Genomic DNA, 16,087 nt, shown 5'->3' on the forward strand with positions numbered 1-16,087 from the left:
GACCTCTGCCCTCCGACCTCCGCCTTCGGTCCGCCCGTCGCCGCCGTCCGTCCTTTCCGTCAGCTCCACGTCGCCGAGTAGTACCTCTGGTAGGCCTTGCGGTCCCGTTCCGCGCGGATCCAGCGGGTGGCCACCAGGGCGATCAGACTGCCCCCCATGATCAGTAGACCGGGGCCGACGTTTTGGGGGTCGGAGAGCCGGGAGAGCGGAGTGGTCCCGTCGGCGCCGCCGGCCACCGGCGCCGAGGAGCCGGGAGAGGCCGTGCCGGGGGCGATGGCGCTGTGGGTGGCCGGGGCGGACGGCTCCGCGCTCTGCCCGGTGTCCTGCCGCGCGTCGGACACGATCAGCCGCACGTCGAGCGCGGACAGCGCCTTGGTGACCGGCTGGAAGAACGTCGTACCGCCCCTTGTGCAGTCGCCGCTGCCGCCCGAGGTCACCCCCAGGGCGATCCCCTCGGAGAACAGCGGACCGCCGCTGTCGCCCGGCTCGGCGCACACCGTGGTCCGGATGAGACCGGTGACGGTGCCCTCGGGGTAGTTCACCGTCGCGTCCAGGCCGGTCACCTCGCCGTCGCGCAGCCCGCTCGTGCTGCCGCTGCGGAACACCCGCTGCCCCACGGCCGGATCGCCCGCCCCCGTGATCCGTACGCCGTTGCCGCCGCCGATCGCCACCACGTCGGCGCCCTGGCCCGCGCTGCCGGAGTCGTACCGCACCAGCGAGAAGTCGCCGCCCGGGAAGGACCCGGCGACCGTCCTGCCGAGCTGCCGGTCGCCCTGGCCGTCGGCGAACCAGAGGGAACCGGTGGGCCCGCAGTGGCCCGCGGTGAGGATGAAGTCGGTCCGCCCGTCGGTCACGTTGAAACCCGCCGAGCAGCGCCCGTCGGTCGACAGGATGGGCTGCGCCCCGTTGAGGCGGGTGGTGAAGGCGCCCCCGGTGCGCTCCATGCGCACAAAGCCGCCGATCCTGCCGGCGACCTCGGTCATCCGGGCCCAGTCGGCGGCGGAGACCGTGCTGTCGCCCTCGACCGTCACCCGGTTGGCGCGGTAGTCCATCATCCAGGCCGTGCCGGCCACCCGGGGCGCCGCGCGCAGTGCCGCGGTGGCCGCCTTCAGCTCGTTCATGCTGTGCGGCACGATCTTCGCCTCGGCGCCCGTCCGCCGCACCTCCGCCGCCGTCCGCTCGTCGGTCACGGCGACCACCGGGCGCCCGTCGGAGCCGATCCAGCTGCCGGCCGTGCGCGAGGTGCCGAGCCGGGCCACCAGGTCGGCGCCGGAGGTGCCGGACGTGCCGGCCGGCCCCGCGGTGCCGCGCGCGGCGGAGGCGTCGGGAGGCTCGCTCGCCATCGCCGCCTGCGCGACCATCGCGCCTCCCAGAAGGAGTCCCGCGACGGCCGTCAGCCGTGTCACCCGCCGGACGACCCGTCGTCGTGCGTGCCCCATGCATGGCTCCCGAACCCGAACGCGCGGCCTCAACACCGCGGGGCACTACGCTCGTTGAGCGCCCCTCCTCCATACGTGGCGCGGCACGGCCGTGTTCAGCGCTCGGACGATCTTCTTCGGGCGCGCCCGCTCAACAGGGGAGCCGCGCCCCCGAACCGGCCCGCGTCTCCCGGCCGCGGCCGTCCGGGAGCGGGCCGAGGCGGGCCCGGCTCGGGGCGTCTCCCCAGACGGAGGAGGCACCGACGTAGGGGCGCAGCAGCGCGGTGAGCACCGGGTCGCCGCAGCCGTTCAGCTCGTCGGAGGCGAGCTTGCGGGCGACGCCGGCGAGGAAGTCGGCGAGCTGCACCCGCGGATCCAGCCGCGAGTGGACGAGTTCCACACCGTCCAGGGCCACACCCCGCTGCCGGGCCGTCCGCAGGAGCCAGTCGACGCGGTCGGGAGTGAGCATGTTCTGCCGGTCGTGCACGAGCCGCACGGCGCATCGCGGCGCGCTCCACAGCGCGGCCGTCCGCAGGATCGCGGGCAGCAACGGGTTGAGCGCGGGGAGCAGGGGCGGGCCGGCGGTGACCCGTGCCCGGTAGGCCTCGGCGCGTTCCCGGCTGCCGGCCAGCCGCTCCAGAACCGCCGCGGCCGGTTCGGGAACCTCCACCCGCCGCAGTTCCCCGACATGGGCGAAGAAGGCGTCCACCGGGTCCACGGGCTCCGCGTCGCTCCTGGCCCGCAGCAGCCGGTTGGCCGCCCGCAGGAACCGCCGCCATCCGTCCGCGCCGAAGGCCTCCCGCCCCGCGCCGTACAGTGCGTCCGCCCCGGCCGCGTCCCCGAGCAGCAGGTCCAGGGCGCGGTCCACCACGAAGAACGCCTTCTCGGTGAGGTCCACCCGGGCGTGCCCGTACAGCGGCCCGGCAGGGCAGAGCACCCACTCCAGTACCGCCCGGTGCTTCTCCCGCAGCAGATGGCCGGCCTTGTACTCCTCCGCGGGCGAGCGGATCCGGTTCCGTATCTCCCGCACGCACCCGGCGGCGGACTCCACCGGCAGCAGCACGCTGGCGTGTGCGAAGACGTCGGTGTTGCCGTCGGTGAGGTTCTCACCGTCCGACCCCGACTCGTCGCAGGCGACCTCCCGTACCCCGTCCCGCATCATCCGTCCCGCCCCCGTCCTCGTCGTCCCGGACCACAGCCCGAGTCTTGCACTGTCACGCCGGGCCCAGGGTCTTTCGTTTGGATCAGGCCGGATCAGGGAGCGGGGTCCGGTGCCGTGCATCGCAAGGCGGAGGAGGGCGGCAGGGCGGAGCCCCGCCGGCCGACGACAAAGCGGCGAGGCACGGTGCCAGGGACCGCGAGCCCGGCATGATCCAAACGAAAGACCCTAGACTGCGGCGCATGGACGACACCCTGGTGGAGCGGCTCGGAGCGGGGAAGTACCTGCTCGTCACCAGCTATCGCAGGAACGGCACCCCGGTCGCCACCCCGGTCTGGGTGGTGCGCGACGGCGACGCGCTCGGCGTGTGGACGACCACCGACTCCTGGAAGGTCAAGCGGATCCGCAACCGCGCCGACGTCCTCGTCGGCCCCTGCGATCTGCGCGGGCATCCGACCGGGGAACAGGTGGAGGCGCGGGCGGAGATCTGCGACGCGGACACCACCGCCCGCTACCGGGGGCTGATCGCCCGCAAGTACGGCGTGATCGGCCGCCTCACCCTGCTGGGCAGCAGACTGCGCCGCGGTCTGGGAGGAACCGTCGGAATCCGCGTGACCCTCTGACCGCGTGGCAGCCGCCGCTCGCGGTACCCGCTGGGCTAGTGTGCGGGGCGCTGCGAGACGACGGGGCTGGTGCGGTGCAAGGGATCTGGGCCAGGAGCCGGGGGATCGGACAGTGGCTCACCGGCCATGCCGGCTGGTGCCTGGCCGTCTCCCTGGCGGTGCACGCCGCAGCCGTCGTCACCCACCCCACCCACCCGCTGGACCTGCGCGTCTACCGCGAGGCCGCACCGCACGTGCTCTCCGGCGGCCTGTACGACTACGCGCTGCGCACCACCCCGCCCATCCCGCGGCTGCCGTTCACCTACCCGCCCTTCGCCGCACTCGTGTTCCTGCCGCTCGCGCGGCTTCCCTGGGCGGCGCTGGTCGCGCTCTGGCAGTCGCTGTCCGTGGCGGCCCTGGTCGTCGTCGCCGTGTGCGCGGTGCGGCTGCTGGGCCCGCGTCCCCGGGGCCGGCGGCGCGCTCTGCTCTGGGCCGCCGCCGGGCTGTGGCTGGAGCCCGTGCGCCACACCCTCGACCAGGGTCAGGTCAATCTGCTGCTGTGCGCCGTGGTCCTGTGGGGCCTGGCCGTGCCGCGCGCGGCGCCGGGCAGAGGAGCGGGGGTGGGCCTGGCGGCGGCGGTGAAGCTGACCCCGGCCGTCGGGGGACTGTACCTGCTGGCGACCCGGCAGTGGCGGGCCGCCGCGTGGGCGGTCGCGGCCGCGGCGGCGGCGACGGCGCTCGCCTGGGGTGTCGCCCCGCGCGAGTCCGCCCGCTACTGGTCCACGCTCGTCACGGACACCGGCAGGGTCGGCCCGGTCTGGTCGGTGCGCAACCAGTCGCTCACCGGTGCCGTCGCGCGACTGCTCGGTCAGGACACCACCGCCGCCGTGGTCCTCTGGTCCGTGCTCGCTCTGGTGACCGTGGCGCTGGTCCGTGCCCTGCGCTCCGCCGTACGGCGGCACGACCTGCTCGGCGTCCTGGTCGCCGTGGAGCTGTACGGGCTGCTGGTGAGCCCCGTCTCGTGGAGCCACCACTGGATCTGGTGCCTGCCCGCCATGATCTGGCTGGCCCACGGACCCCTCCGCCACCGCCTGCTCAGCCGTGTCGCGCTCGCGTGGTGGGCCGTGGTCACCGTCGCCCGCGTGGTGCCCTACCTGATCGGCGCCGAGGACCGCCTGGTCCGCCCCGGCGCCTATCCGGCGCTGCTCGCCTGGCCCGGCTGCGTCTACGCCGGGTGCGCCGTGCTGACGCTCGCCGCCGTGGCGCTCCGACCCGCGGGGCACGACCGGCCGGTCCTCGCCGACGGCAAGGTGCCGGAGCGGGATCGCTCGGACGTTGCAGGTGGTTGACGGCCGGTCGACGTCGAGGGCGGTTGACCGCCGGTCAGCTCCAGGCGCCGTACGGCTCGTCGACCAGCTGGAAGACCGGCTCGCCGCGCACCGGGTCCTTGGCCGTGGACAGCCGGACCCGGTCGCCGCCGTGGATGCCGATGGGCGGCCCCATGACCCGGCCCCGTACGACGAAGCCCTCGCTCAGCTCGATCAGCGACACATTGCGTGCGGCGGGGGAGTTGCGGTTCACCACCGTGGAGTGGCGGACCGTGCCCGTGCCCGCGCTGCGCTCGGTGCGCAGGTCGCTGCCCCGGCAGACCGGGCACAGCAGCCGGTGGTACACGGCCGTCCCGCACCAGGCGCAGCGCTGGAAGTACAGGGCCCGCGAGTCGTGGGCCGCGGACTCCAGAAGGCCGGTCGTGGAGCCGGCTGCAGCAAGAACGGTGTTTCCTGAGTGGTAGTACACGCTGGTCAACTCCCTGCGCTCGGCCGGAATCCCTCGTGCGCGGCGCACCCGGGCACGCGTGTGCACGGTGGTCGCGCCACCGTGCACACGCACAGCGTATGGCACTGGGTGTCACTCGTAAAGGCACTGCGTACCCTCAATTGCCCTCAGTCCGGGGGCTGCCGGCCCTCCGCGAGTGCCGTCTCGACCTCCCGCACCACCTGCCACAGGGGCGCTCCGCGCCGTGCGACCACGACGACCACGTCCTCCTGTGCCGCCCCGGGCCGCTGTTCGGCGCGGGGGGCGGCCGGGTCGCAGAAGGCGGCCTGCACATGGTTCAGCGCGTGGTCCACCGCAGCAGCCGCGTCGCCCCGTCCGTCCGAACGCAGCCACGAGCGCAGGGCGTTGTTGTGCGCCGCGACCACCGCCGCCGCGATCACGTCCGCCCGCAGCGTCCCGTCGCGCCGCCGCGCGAAGCGGGTCCGCAGATATCCGGCGAGCGCGCGCTCGTAGCGCCACACCACCGACAACTCGTACGCCCGCAGCCCCGGTACGCGCTTGGTGATCCGGTAGCGCTGGACGGAGAACGCCGGGTTCTCCGCGTACATCCGCAGCACCAGGCGGGCCGCGTCGCAGGCCCGCCGCACGGGTTCGTCCTCGTCGCCGCCGGCGGCGAGGAAGGCCGTCATGTCGGCCAGGTACCGCTCGTGGTCGGGGAAGACCACGTCCTCCTTGGAGGGGAAGTAGCGGAAGAACGACCGCCGTCCGACCCCGGCGAGCGCCACGATGTCGTCGACGGTGGTCTGTTCGTAGCCGCGCTCCAGGAACAGCCGGAACGCCGCTGCCACGAGGGCCTCCCGCATGGGCGTCCGCCCGGCCGCCGTCCGCGCCGTCTCACCGCGGCGGGACGCGGCGCTGCTGGAGCTCATGGACGGGAACGTAGCATCCGGACGGGTGTGGATGGCACTCGGTGCAGCCTGATGAGGGAACCGAGTGCAAAGGGAGCATCGGGCGGTATGCGCAGTAACCTTTCCCCACCTTCTCCCGCTCCTCGTCCGTCCCACCGGACACCACGTTCCAGGAGACAGCCATGCCGTCCGATCGTTCCCGTCTGCTCTACGTCACCGACCTTGCGTACCCGGCCCGCGGGCGCCGCTACTGCGACGAGGACATCCGGCTCACCTCGCGCCTGCGCGAGGACTTCGACCTGGCCCTGTGCCACCCCCGGGACGCCGCCGCGCTGATGGACGCCTTCGACGCCGTCGTCGTGCGCAACAGCGGACCCGTCCTGGAGTACCAGGCGGCCTACGACGACTTCCGGGCCCGGGCCCTGGACAGGGGGACACCGGTCTACAACCCGCTCACCGGCCGCGCGGACATGGCCGGCAAGCAGTACCTCCTCGACCTCAGCGCCGCCGGCCGCCCGGTCATCCCCACCGTCGACCGCCCCGAGGACCTGCACCGTCTGCCCGCGGCCGACCGCTACGTGGTCAAGCCCAAGATGGGAGCCGACTCCATAGGCCTGCGCGTCGTCCCCGCCGGGGAACTGCCCGGCCTGGCCGGCGGCGGCCTCCTCGTCCAGCCGCACATCGACTTCGCCTACGAGGTCTCGTTCTACTTCGTCGACCACGACTTCCAGTACGCCCTCCACGCCCCGGACCCGCAACGGCGCTGGGATCTGCGCCCCTACGAACCCTCCCGCGAGGACCTGGAGTTCGCCCGGAGCTTCGTCGAATGGAACACCCTCGCCCACGGCATCCAGCGGGTCGACGCCTGCCGCGCCCCGAGCGGCGAACTGCTGCTGGTCGAACTGGAGGACCTCAACCCGTACCTGTCCCTGGACGCCGTCGACGACACACGGCGGGACGCCTTCGTCGCCGCGATGAAGTCCTCCCTGCGCCGCTTTCTCGCCGCCGCCGGGTGAGCCGCCACAGCCCGCCGCACCGCGGGCGGCGCTGAACCGGCCGGGCGGCGGCCGCGTATCACTCCTCGGGACGGGGCCCGGACGCAGAGCGTGAGGAGTGCAGTGTGTCGACACCGCCCGGACACGGACAGCCGCACGGCGGGGCGCCCCTGGAGCCGGTACGCGTCATCCGGCCCAGACGGACCGACGCCCTCGCCGAGCTCATGCGGGAGTTCAGGGAGTACCAGCGGGAAACCGGCGGCGAGGATCCGCCGGGGCCGCCCGGCGGATCCGTCGAGGACGCGGCGACCGAGGAACTCCCGGCCGCACCGGCCGGGGGCTCCGCCCCTCGGGGCTCCGCACCCCCGGGTCCCGCACGCCGCCGGGCCCCGGTCCTGGAGCCGGACGCGGCGGGGCGCTCACTGCGCGGGGCCGCCGTCGCGCTCGCCGTGGCCTCGGCCGCGCTGCTCGGTTTCGGCTGCGCCCTCCTGCTGCCCGCCCGGGGCGAGGCCGCCGGCGCGGCGGCGGCCCCACCGCGACCGTCCGCGAGCGCCGCCGCCACGCCCACCGGGGCCGCGACCCCCACGGGCACCGCGCCGGCCGATCCGGACGGCGCCGGCACCCTGCGCGAGGGCGACAGCGGCCCGGACGTCACCGAACTGCAAGAACGCCTCCTGCGCGTCCCGGACGTCTACCGCGACGGCTCCACCGGCGGCCGCTACGACGGCGAACTGAGGGCGGCCGTCGCACGCTTCCAGCTCTGGTACGGCATCAGCGGCGACGAGACCGGCGTCTACGGCGACGACACCCGCCGCGCGCTGGAGTCCCGTACGACGGTCGACGGTGGATGAACCGGTCGGAGGCGGCCGAGCCGGACCGGCGTCACCCGGCGGCCGCGCCGGACGGTGCGGGGAGGGTTGCGGTGAGGGTTACGGCGAGCGGGGCCTACACCGGCTGCGCGGGCACCCGGAGGTCCAGGACGCAGACGTCGTCGCGGCGTTCGCCCTCCAGCATCGAGGCCAGCAGCGGCCCCAGCGCACCGGCCGTACCGCCGGGGCCGGTCGCGGCCGCCGCGGCGAGTCGCTCCAGGCCCTCCTGGATGCCCTCCCCGGGCCGCTCGACCAGGCCGTCGGTGTACAGCAGCAGCCGGTCTCCCGGCTCCAGCCGGCACTCCGCCTCCTCGAACACCGGGGTTCCGGTCGCCCCGAGCAGGACACCGCGCGGACGGTCGAGGTAGCGGGGCTCGCCCCGGCGCAGCAGTAGCGGCGGCGGGTGTCCCGCCTGGACCCACAGCAGACGGCGCTCGGCCGGCTTGTAGCGGGCCAGCACCATGGTGGCCGTGCGACGGGTGTCCCGGGAGTGGAGCAGCAGGGTGTTCAGCCCGAGGAGCGCGTCCGTCAGCGCCGAACCGGTGAAGATCATGCCCTTGGCCGTGAAACGGAGCTGGGCCATGGTGGCCACCGCGTCGATGCCGTGCCCGGCGACGTCGCCGATCACGAACAGCGCGTCGCCACCCGGCAGTTCGATCGCGCTGAACCAGTCACCGCCGACGTGGATCCCGGACTGCGCGGGCAGATAGACCACGTCGACCCGCAGCCCGGCCAGCCGTACGGGCCGCCGCGGCAGCGGCAGCAGCGCGTGCTGGAGCCGGCCCGCCAGCATCCGCTCGGCCTGGAGGATCCCGTGCTGCGTCAGGATCGCCCGCTCGCTCTCGACGAGGGCGAGTTCGGCGCTGCGCTGCGCGGTGAGGTCCTGTACGAAGCCGTGCACCTGGACCGGTGTGCCCTCGGCGTCCGGGACGGCCTCGGCGACGAGCCGCAGATGCCGCACCCCGGCCGCCGTCCTGATCCGGAACGGCACGTCGAACGGCTTGCCCTCGGTGAGCAGTTCGCGCACCACCCGGGCCAGCCCGGGTGCGTCCTCGGGCAGGGTGAGCTTCGGCAGCTCGGCCAGGCGGACCGGTCCGTCGCCGGGGTCGCGGCCGCACAACTCGTAGACCTGGTACGACCAGACCGTCTCCCGGCTGACCAGGTTCCAGGTGGCCCAGCCGAGATGGCCCAGCCGCTGGATGTCCGCCAGGCGCTGCTCCTGCCGGTCGGAGGACTCGTGCCGCAGCCAGGTGACCACCAGACCGTCGCCCAGGCGGGCGGCCCGCACCGAGTACGTGGACAACTCCTGCCCGCCCGCGACCAGTTCCTGCCGCGCGAACGGCTCGCCCTCGTAGGGCTCCCCGCCGGTCAGCGTGTCCAGCCAGCCCTGCCACAGCGGCTCCCGGGCGGCGGCCGGCCAGCACTCGAGGAGCCGCCGGCCGACCAGTTCGCGTCCGCCGCGGCCGACCGTGTCGACGGCCTGCGCCGTCGCGGCGTCAATGCGGTAGTCCTCGACCTCGCCCGACGGTGACCGCAGCGGGGTGAGCAGCAGCGTGGTGCCGGGCAGCGCGTCGAACAGGGTGCGGACCACCGCCTCGGCCGCGTCCGCGGCGCCCGCCACGGCGGGCTCCGGCCAGGCGGCGAAGGCGCGCAGCCGGCCCGCGCACAGCCGGGCCGCCCCGCGCAACAGCTCCCGGACGTCCGGGAGGAACGGGCCAGGGCGGTCGCGCAGCACACCGATGACGGCGTCCGCCGCGTCCCCGTTGAGCACGGGCAGCCAGGCGCGGGTGAGCCACGGTCCGGCCGGGCCCCCGATCGGCAGGTACCGCTTGCTGTCCTCGGCGAGGTCCTCCAGCCACAGTGCCTCGCGGGTGTCGAGGGCGTGCCCCGCGGCCACCCCGCTGACCGGGGGCACGTGCCGCCACAGGTCGGCGAACACGTCGTCGATGCCGGCGTGGCCGATCAGCTCCAACCCTCCGGCGGGCAGCCGCCGGTAGATCATCACCGCGGCGGCCCCCACGGGCAGGGCGAGATGGTCCAGCAGGCACCGGGCGAGGTCCCGCGGGGTGCCGACACGGACGAGGGCCCGGCCCAGCACGGCGAGCACGTCCGAGCCGCCGCTTCCGTCCGGGACGTCCGTCCCGGTCTCGGCGGCTGCGGGCCCCGCGTCGGCGGCTGCGGACCCCGCGTCGGAGGGTGCGGGCCCCGCGTCGGAGGGTGCGGGCCGTGCGGAGGAGGGCGCGGCGCCCGCGGGCGCGGGGGACGGGGTGGCCGGCTCGGCGCCGGCGTGGTCCGGCCGGGAACGAAGGGCGCCGAGCGTGATCCAGCACTCCTCCATGAGCGTGCGGTTCGCGGCCTTGGACCGCGCCAGCAGCTCCTCGTACGCGGCCTCCGCGGCGCAGCCGGTCAGCGCCATCAGCGCTCCCTTGGCCCGCTCCAGCACGGCCGAGGCCGCCGCCTGGTCCTGGAGCCGGTCGAGCTCGGCCCGCTGCCTTGCCACCACCTTGGCCAGCGCCGCCATGTCGGGGACGGTGCCGGACTCCGCGGGAACGGCGGGCTCGCTGGTCACGCGTCGAGCATCGCACATAGCGGCCGGTCCGATCACCGGATTGCCGGCCCTGATTCACACGCGACCCGGCGCGTGGTGAGCGCGGCCGGGAGGTCTCACCGGTGTCCGGCACGCTCCACGAGTGCCTCCGTCACCGCGCGGACGCTGCGGGCGATGTGCTGGAGTTGCAGCAGTTCGGCGGCGTACAGCTTGATCGTGTGCTCGATGACCGACTCGGGCATGCCCAACCGGGGCAGTTCGGTGCGCGCGGTCTGCAGGGCGGTGCGGGCCACCCGGATCTCCTGCTCGACCTGTATCCGCGCATGGCGGGCGAGCAGCACCGGGTGGCGGATCAGCGCGGGGTAGCTGCCGTAGCGCGCCGGGACCAGTTCGCGCAGCCACTTGGCCGCGGAGCGTTCCCAGTCGTAGCTGCCGGGGGTCTTGACCTGGCGGGGCCAGTCCGGGCTGAGGCGCGTGGTCGTCGGGGGCATGGTCATCGCTTCCGGGTGTGCGGCGTCGTTGAGGGGTGGTACGACGAGGTGAGCGGCCCCGGCCTAGGGGATGACAGGGGCCGCCGCGGGCGTTCGCGCAGGCGATGCCCGACCCGGCACCCCGTGTGCCGACGCCGGTGGGAGACGGCGGCTCGGGATGCCCGTGCAGGGTGTGGCACGTACCGGGGTTGGGCCGGGCCGTGATCCGTGAGCAGTATTTATATATGCCGTTCGGTTGGCAAGGAGTATGTAAACATTCACGCCCGCTTGCATTGCCTGCCCGCAGACGTCGATCATCCGATGCCAAGTCGGCCGTGGAGGAGCGGTGGTGAGCCGGTCAGTCCCGGAGGAAGAAGTGGTGCTGGTCGGCGATCTGCTCGTACTCCTCCAGCCGGGCGTGGGTCCGTTCCGGGTCGGCGTCGGTCATGGCCTGGAGCAGGGCCGCGCACATCACGCCGGGCGCGGCGTAGGAGTCGAAGACCAGGCGGGACCCGGTCCCGGTGGCGAAGGTGACGTCGGCCTCGTCGGCCACCGGCCCGAGCGCCAGGTCGGTGATCACGGCCACCTTGAGCCCGGCGTCGCGGGCGACCCGGACGGCGGCCAGGGTCTCGTGGGCGTGCCGGGGCATGGAGAAGGCCAGCACCCAGGTACCGCCGGCCTCCCGGGCCTGCAACAGCGCGTCGAAGGCGACGCTGCCGCCGCGGGTCACCAGCCGCACGTCCGGATGGATGCGCCGCGCCGCGTAGGCGAAGTACTCGGCGAGCGACCCCGAGATGCGCAGGCCGAGCACGGTCAGCGGGGTCGAGCGCGACAACTCGCGGCCGGTGTCGATCACGAGGCCGGGGTCGGCGAAGTCCCGGCGCAGGTTCTCCAGGTTCCCGATCTCCGCGTCGACGGCCGCCTGGAGCTCGTTGCTGCGGTCCTGCACAGCCGTGCCCGGCCCGCCCGCCAGCGTCCGCAGCGCGATGGACTGGAGCCTCTCGCGCAGCGCCGGGTAACCACTGAAGCCGACCGCCGCGGCGAACCGCGTCACCGACGGCTGGCTGACGCCGACCCGGTCGGCGAGCTCCGTGATCGACATGAACGCCGCCTCGGTGATGTTCTCGATCAGGTACTGGGCGATGCGGCGCTGCCCGGGAGACAGATGGGGCCCATCGAAGATCGTTCTGAGCTGGGACGCGGGGGCGGCCTCCGCCCGTGGAGCCGTCTTTCCCGAGGTGATCGCGGACGCCTGTGCGCGTGCCTGCTGCGGCGATGGCACCGAGGCGCCTCCTTTGTCTCCCACAGAGGCCCAACATAGTCCAACGCGGCAGGGGCGCCGGTCGCGCCGGACGGGCGGGACCGGGCGGGCTCAGGCAGCGCGGGTGCGGGGCGGCAGGGCCGACCGCGGCACGATCAGGTCCGCGCGGGACCGGGTCGCCGCGACCAGGTCCGCGTTGCGCTGGTCGGTGCCCAGGACCCAGGCCACCGCCTCCTGGCGCGACTTGCCGAACTCCTCGTGGCGGGCGACCAGGCGGCGCACGCGCTCCGGCTCTTCGAGTTCGCAGAACCAGACCTCGTCAAGACGGGGCCGCACCCGCGCCCAGAGTCCGGTGTCCAGCAGCAGGTAGTTGCCCTCCGTCACCACCAGCCGGGCCGACGGCGGTACCGGGACGGTGCCGGCGACGGGCTGCTCCAGGACGCGGTCGAAGCCGGGCGCGTACACCGTCTCGTCCGGCTCCTCGCGCAGCCGGCGCAGCAGCGCCGCGTACCCCGCCGCGTCGAAGGTGTCCGGAGCGCCCTTGCGGTCCCGGCGGCCGAGCCGGTCCAGTTCGACGTCGGCGAGGTGGAAGCCGTCCATCGGGACGTGCGCCACCCACGGCTCCCCGTCCCCGTCTCCGTTCAGTGCCCGCACCAGGTGCTCGGCCAGGGTCGACTTGCCCGCGCCGGGGCTGCCCGCGACACCGAGGATCGCCCGTTGTCCGGCACGGGGGATGGCTCGGGCACGGGCGAGGAGGTCGTCGAAGGCCTGCGGCACACGGCACAGTGTGTCACCCGGTCGGCGGGGACGGATCCCGGCACCGGGGGGAGGACGCGCCCGCGCAACCGGCGTACGCCCGCCGCCGGGAGCACGATGGCCGCGGGACCGGCGACCGTTCGCCGCGACCGAACGCCGGATGTGGCATCGGCCGGATGTGGCACTCGACACCCTCTCAATGCCGCGATGCGGGGAAAGGTGCCTTTATGACACAGCTCGGTCTGCCCGAAGACATCACCGTCTGCCTCTTCGACCTCGACGGGGTGGTCACCAAGACGGCCGTGGTGCACGCGGCCGCCTGGAAGGAGACGTTCGACGCCTTCCTGCGCGAGCGGGAGGGCGCCGGCTTCCGGCCCTTCGACCAGGTCGCCGACTACGACGAGTACGTCGACGGCCGCCCCCGCGCCGACGGGGTGCGCACCTTCCTCGCCTCCCGCGGCATCGAACTGCCCGAGGGAAGCCCCGACGACCCGCCGGACGCCCCGACGGTCAACGGGGTCGGCAACCGCAAGAACGAACTCCTCCTGGAGAAAATCCGTACCGAGGGTGTGGAGGCGTACGAGGGCACCCTGCGCTACATCGGGGCCGTCCGGGCCGAGGGCCTGCGGACCGCGATCGTCTCCTCCAGCGCCAACACCCGGGACGTCCTGCACTCCATCGACGCCGAACGCCTCTTCGACGTCCGCATCGACGGAGTGGTCGCCCGCGAACGCGCGCTGCCCGGCAAGCCCCGGCCCGACACGTTCCTGGCCGCCGCCCGCGACCTCGGCGTCGACGCCGGGCGGGCCGCCGTCTTCGAGGACGCGCTGGCAGGCATGGAGGCGGGCCGCTCGGGCCGCTTCGGATACGTCGTCGGCGTCGACCGCGTGGGTCAGCGCGACGCGCTGTACGCGCACGGCGCCGACGTGGTCGTCAAGGACCTCGCCGAACTTCTCGGCGCGGGAGGAGGAACCGAGTGATCACCCACCGTTCGTACGCCGTCGAGCCGTGGTCCGTTCGCGAGACGGAACTCAGCCTCGACGTCCTCGCCCAGAGCGAGTCCGTCTTCGCGCTGTCCAACGGGCACATCGGCTGGCGCGGCAACCTCGACGAGGGCGAACCGCACGGACTGCCCGGCTCCTACCTCAACGGCGTGTACGAGGTGCACCCGCTGCCGTACGCGGAGGCCGGCTACGGCTACCCCGAGTCGGGCCAGACGGTCATCAACATCACCAACGGCAAGGTGCTGCGGCTGCTCGTCGACGACGAGCCGTTCGACCTGCGTTACGGCCGGCTGGTCTCCCACGAGCGCACCGTCGACCTGCGCCGCGGGGTGATGGAGCGGACCTGCGAGTGGATCTCCCCGGCCGGCACGACGGTCCGGGTGCGCTCCACCCGCCTGGTCTCCCTCACCCAGCGGTCGATCGCCGCGGTCGCCTACGAGGTGGAGCCCGTCGGCTCCCAGGCGCGCGTGGTCATCCAGTCGGAGCTGGTGGCCAACGAGCAGATGCCCCAGTCCGACGGCGACCCCCGGGCGGCGATGGCCCTGGAGTCCCCGCTGGAGCCGGAGGACGACTTCGCCTCCGGCAAACGGCTGCGGCTGGTCCACCGCACCCGGCACAGCGGCCTGCGGGTGGCCGTGGCCGCCGACCACGTGATCTCCGGACCCGAGCACACCACGACCGACAGCGAGAGCCATCCCCACCTGGCCCGGCTGACGGTCGCCTCCGTCCTCGAACCGGGACAGCGGCTGAGGGTGGAGAAGTTCGTCGCGCACGGCTGGTCCGGCGCCCGCTCCCTGCCGGCGATGAGCGACCAGGTCGACGCGGCCCTGGCGGCCGCCGCGCACGGCGGCTGGACCGGCCTGGTCGATGAACAGCGGGCGTACCTCGACGACTTCTGGTCCCGTGCCGACGTCGAGGTGGACGGCGACGAGGAGATCCAGCAGGCCGTGCGCTTCGCCCTCTTCCACGTCCTCCAGGCCGGCGCCCGCGCCGAGGAACGGGCGATCGCGGCCAAGGGGCTGACCGGCTCCGGCTACGACGGGCACGCCTTCTGGGACACCGAGATGTTCGTGCTCCCCGTGCTGACCTACACCTCGCCCGACGCCGTGACCGAGGCGCTGCGCTGGCGGCAGAACACCCTGCCCGCCGCCCGGGAGCGCGCCGCCCAGCTGGGCCTGCGCGGCGCCGCCTTCCCCTGGCGGACCATCGAGGGCCAGGAGGGGTCGGCGTACTGGCCCGCCGGCACCGCCGCTTTCCACGTGAACGCCGCCATCGCGCACGCCGTGGTGCGCTACGTCGCGACGACGGGCGACGAGGACTTCGAACGCGACACCGGAGTGGAACTGCTGGTGGAGACGGCCCGGCTGTGGCGCTCGCTGGGCCACCACGACCACCACGGCACCTTCCACATCGACGGCGTCACCGGCCCCGACGAGTACAGCGCGATCGCCGACGACAACACGTACACCAATCTGATGGCCCGGGCGAACCTGCTGGCCGCGGCCGACGTCGTCGAACGCCATCCGAAGGAGGCGGAGCAGCTCGGCGCCGACGACGAGGAGAGCGCCACCTGGCGGGAAGCGGCCGAGGCGATGAACATCCCGTACAACGCCGAGCTGGGCGTGCACGAGCAGCATGCCGGGTTCACCCGCTACCAGCGCTGGGACTTCGCCGGCACCCGCGCCGACCAGTACCCGCTGCTGCTGCACTTCCCCTACTTCGACCTGTATCGCAAGCAGGTGATCAAGCAGGCCGACCTGGTGCTGGCGATGTACACCTGCGGCAGCGAGTTCGACGACGAGCACATCGCCCGCAACTTCGCCTACTACGAGCCGCTGACCGTACGGGACTCCTCACTGTCGGCCTGCGTGCAGGCCGTCATCGCCGCCCAGGCGGGCCATCTGCGCCTGGCCTACGACTACGCGGCCGAGGCCGCCCTCATGGATCTGGAGGACCTGGAGCACAACACTCGCGACGGGCTGCACATCGCCTCTCTGGCCGGTACCTGGCAGGCGCTGGTGGTCGGGTTCGGCGGCACCCGCCGAACCGGTGAGGAGCTGTGGTTCTCGCCGCGGCTGCCGGAGAAGTTCAGCCGCCTCGCCTTCACACTCCAGTTCCGCGGCCGTCGGCTGCGCGTGGAGGTCACCCAGCAGAGCGTCACGTACTCGCTGCTCGACGGGCCGACCATGACGATCCGTCACCACGGCACCCCGGTCACGCTCCGCCCGGGAGCCGCCACGGCCCGCCCGGTCCCACCGCCGAAGCACCTGCCGGCCCCGGAACAGCCCCCGCACCGCAAGCCCAATGCCCGCTGATGCCTG

At 73.8% G+C, this 16,087-nt stretch carries 14 protein-coding genes; 6 read left to right on the top strand and 8 right to left on the bottom strand.

Going from position 1 to position 16,087, the window contains the following annotated elements; genetic code table 11:
* Positions 1–59 precede the first annotated feature (59 nt).
* Together ACWC91_RS16990 and ACWC91_RS16995 are read right to left on the bottom strand one after the other, a co-directional pair.
* Positions 60–1,439 (bottom strand): S1 family peptidase, encoded by a 1,380-nt coding sequence (locus ACWC91_RS16990; RefSeq protein WP_450643538.1) that lies wholly within the window; start codon positions 1,437–1,439, stop codon positions 60–62.
* Between the two features lie 130 nt (positions 1,440–1,569).
* Positions 1,570–2,580 carry a DUF3800 domain-containing protein gene (locus tag ACWC91_RS16995; RefSeq protein ID WP_450643537.1) on the bottom strand — a complete coding sequence of 337 codons (1,011 nt, stop codon included), beginning with the start codon at positions 2,578–2,580 and terminating at the stop codon, positions 1,570–1,572.
* A 239-nt stretch (positions 2,581–2,819) separates the two neighbouring features.
* Between ACWC91_RS16995 and ACWC91_RS17000 the strand changes: the two genes are divergently transcribed.
* A complete protein-coding gene (locus tag ACWC91_RS17000) occupies positions 2,820–3,200 on the top strand; it encodes a PPOX class F420-dependent oxidoreductase (protein ID WP_225076605.1) in 381 nt (126 codons plus the stop codon).
* 74 nt (positions 3,201–3,274) lie between these two features.
* Positions 3,275–4,528: a glycosyltransferase 87 family protein gene (locus ACWC91_RS17005; RefSeq protein WP_450643536.1), complete on the top strand. Its 1,254-nt coding sequence runs from the start codon at positions 3,275–3,277 to the stop codon at positions 4,526–4,528.
* 34 nt (positions 4,529–4,562) lie between these two features.
* On the opposite strand, the gene ACWC91_RS17010 is transcribed toward ACWC91_RS17005, so the two are convergent.
* Positions 4,563–4,976, bottom strand: coding sequence for a Zn-ribbon domain-containing OB-fold protein (locus ACWC91_RS17010; RefSeq protein ID WP_225076850.1), 414 nt, complete (start codon positions 4,974–4,976; stop codon positions 4,563–4,565).
* Between the two features lie 146 nt (positions 4,977–5,122).
* Entirely contained in the window at positions 5,123–5,884 is a 762-nt protein-coding gene (locus tag ACWC91_RS17015; protein ID WP_225076603.1) for a TetR family transcriptional regulator, read from the bottom strand.
* A 161-nt stretch (positions 5,885–6,045) separates the two neighbouring features.
* Between ACWC91_RS17015 and ACWC91_RS17020 the strand changes: the two genes are divergently transcribed.
* Entirely contained in the window at positions 6,046–6,879 is an 834-nt protein-coding gene (locus ACWC91_RS17020; RefSeq protein ID WP_450643535.1) for a hypothetical protein, read from the top strand.
* A 104-nt stretch (positions 6,880–6,983) separates the two neighbouring features.
* Positions 6,984–7,709 (top strand): peptidoglycan-binding protein, encoded by a 726-nt coding sequence (locus ACWC91_RS17025; RefSeq protein WP_450725946.1) that lies wholly within the window; start codon positions 6,984–6,986, stop codon positions 7,707–7,709.
* A gap of 94 nt (positions 7,710–7,803) precedes the next feature.
* Here ACWC91_RS17025 and ACWC91_RS17030 read toward each other — a convergent pair whose 3' ends face one another.
* From ACWC91_RS17030 to ACWC91_RS17045, 4 genes are all read right to left on the bottom strand, one after another.
* A complete protein-coding gene (locus ACWC91_RS17030; protein ID WP_450644153.1) occupies positions 7,804–10,248 on the bottom strand; it encodes a SpoIIE family protein phosphatase in 2,445 nt (814 codons plus the stop codon).
* A gap of 143 nt (positions 10,249–10,391) precedes the next feature.
* Positions 10,392–10,772, bottom strand: coding sequence for a hypothetical protein (locus ACWC91_RS17035; protein ID WP_172632751.1), 381 nt, complete (start codon positions 10,770–10,772; stop codon positions 10,392–10,394).
* A gap of 331 nt (positions 10,773–11,103) precedes the next feature.
* Positions 11,104–12,027, bottom strand: coding sequence for a MurR/RpiR family transcriptional regulator (locus tag ACWC91_RS17040; RefSeq protein ID WP_450644146.1), 924 nt, complete (start codon positions 12,025–12,027; stop codon positions 11,104–11,106).
* A 90-nt stretch (positions 12,028–12,117) separates the two neighbouring features.
* Positions 12,118–12,783 (bottom strand): nucleoside/nucleotide kinase family protein, encoded by a 666-nt coding sequence (locus ACWC91_RS17045; protein ID WP_225076599.1) that lies wholly within the window; start codon positions 12,781–12,783, stop codon positions 12,118–12,120.
* A gap of 206 nt (positions 12,784–12,989) precedes the next feature.
* On the opposite strand from ACWC91_RS17045, the gene ACWC91_RS17050 reads away from it, so the two are divergent.
* Positions 12,990–13,742 carry a beta-phosphoglucomutase family hydrolase gene (locus ACWC91_RS17050; RefSeq protein WP_225076598.1) on the top strand — a complete coding sequence of 251 codons (753 nt, stop codon included), beginning with the start codon at positions 12,990–12,992 and terminating at the stop codon, positions 13,740–13,742.
* On the top strand, positions 13,739–16,081 hold the full coding sequence (locus ACWC91_RS17055) for a glycoside hydrolase family 65 protein (RefSeq protein WP_450644149.1): 2,343 nt from the start codon (positions 13,739–13,741) through the stop codon (positions 16,079–16,081). Before ACWC91_RS17050 ends, ACWC91_RS17055 begins: the two co-directional genes overlap by 4 nt.
* Positions 16,082–16,087: the final 6 nt, after the last annotated feature.

The organism is Streptomyces sp. NPDC001204, from assembly GCF_053598035.1.

What these genes read in the sequence shown, in the direction of transcription:
- ACWC91_RS16990 (WP_450643538.1), bottom strand. Translation starts at nt 1,439, where the DNA reads ATGGGGCACGCACGACGACGGGTCGTCCGGCGGGTGACACGGCTGACG.
- ACWC91_RS16995 (WP_450643537.1), bottom strand. Translation starts at nt 2,580, where the DNA reads ATGATGCGGGACGGGGTACGGGAGGTCGCCTGCGACGAGTCGGGGTCG.
- ACWC91_RS17000 (WP_225076605.1), top strand. Translation starts at nt 2,820, where the DNA reads ATGGACGACACCCTGGTGGAGCGGCTCGGAGCGGGGAAGTACCTGCTC.
- ACWC91_RS17015 (WP_225076603.1), bottom strand. Translation starts at nt 5,884, where the DNA reads ATGAGCTCCAGCAGCGCCGCGTCCCGCCGCGGTGAGACGGCGCGGACG.
- ACWC91_RS17020 (WP_450643535.1), top strand. Translation starts at nt 6,046, where the DNA reads ATGCCGTCCGATCGTTCCCGTCTGCTCTACGTCACCGACCTTGCGTAC.
- ACWC91_RS17030 (WP_450644153.1), bottom strand. Translation starts at nt 10,248, where the DNA reads ATGGCGGCGCTGGCCAAGGTGGTGGCAAGGCAGCGGGCCGAGCTCGAC.
- ACWC91_RS17035 (WP_172632751.1), bottom strand. Translation starts at nt 10,772, where the DNA reads ATGACCATGCCCCCGACGACCACGCGCCTCAGCCCGGACTGGCCCCGC.
- ACWC91_RS17050 (WP_225076598.1), top strand. Translation starts at nt 12,990, where the DNA reads ATGACACAGCTCGGTCTGCCCGAAGACATCACCGTCTGCCTCTTCGAC.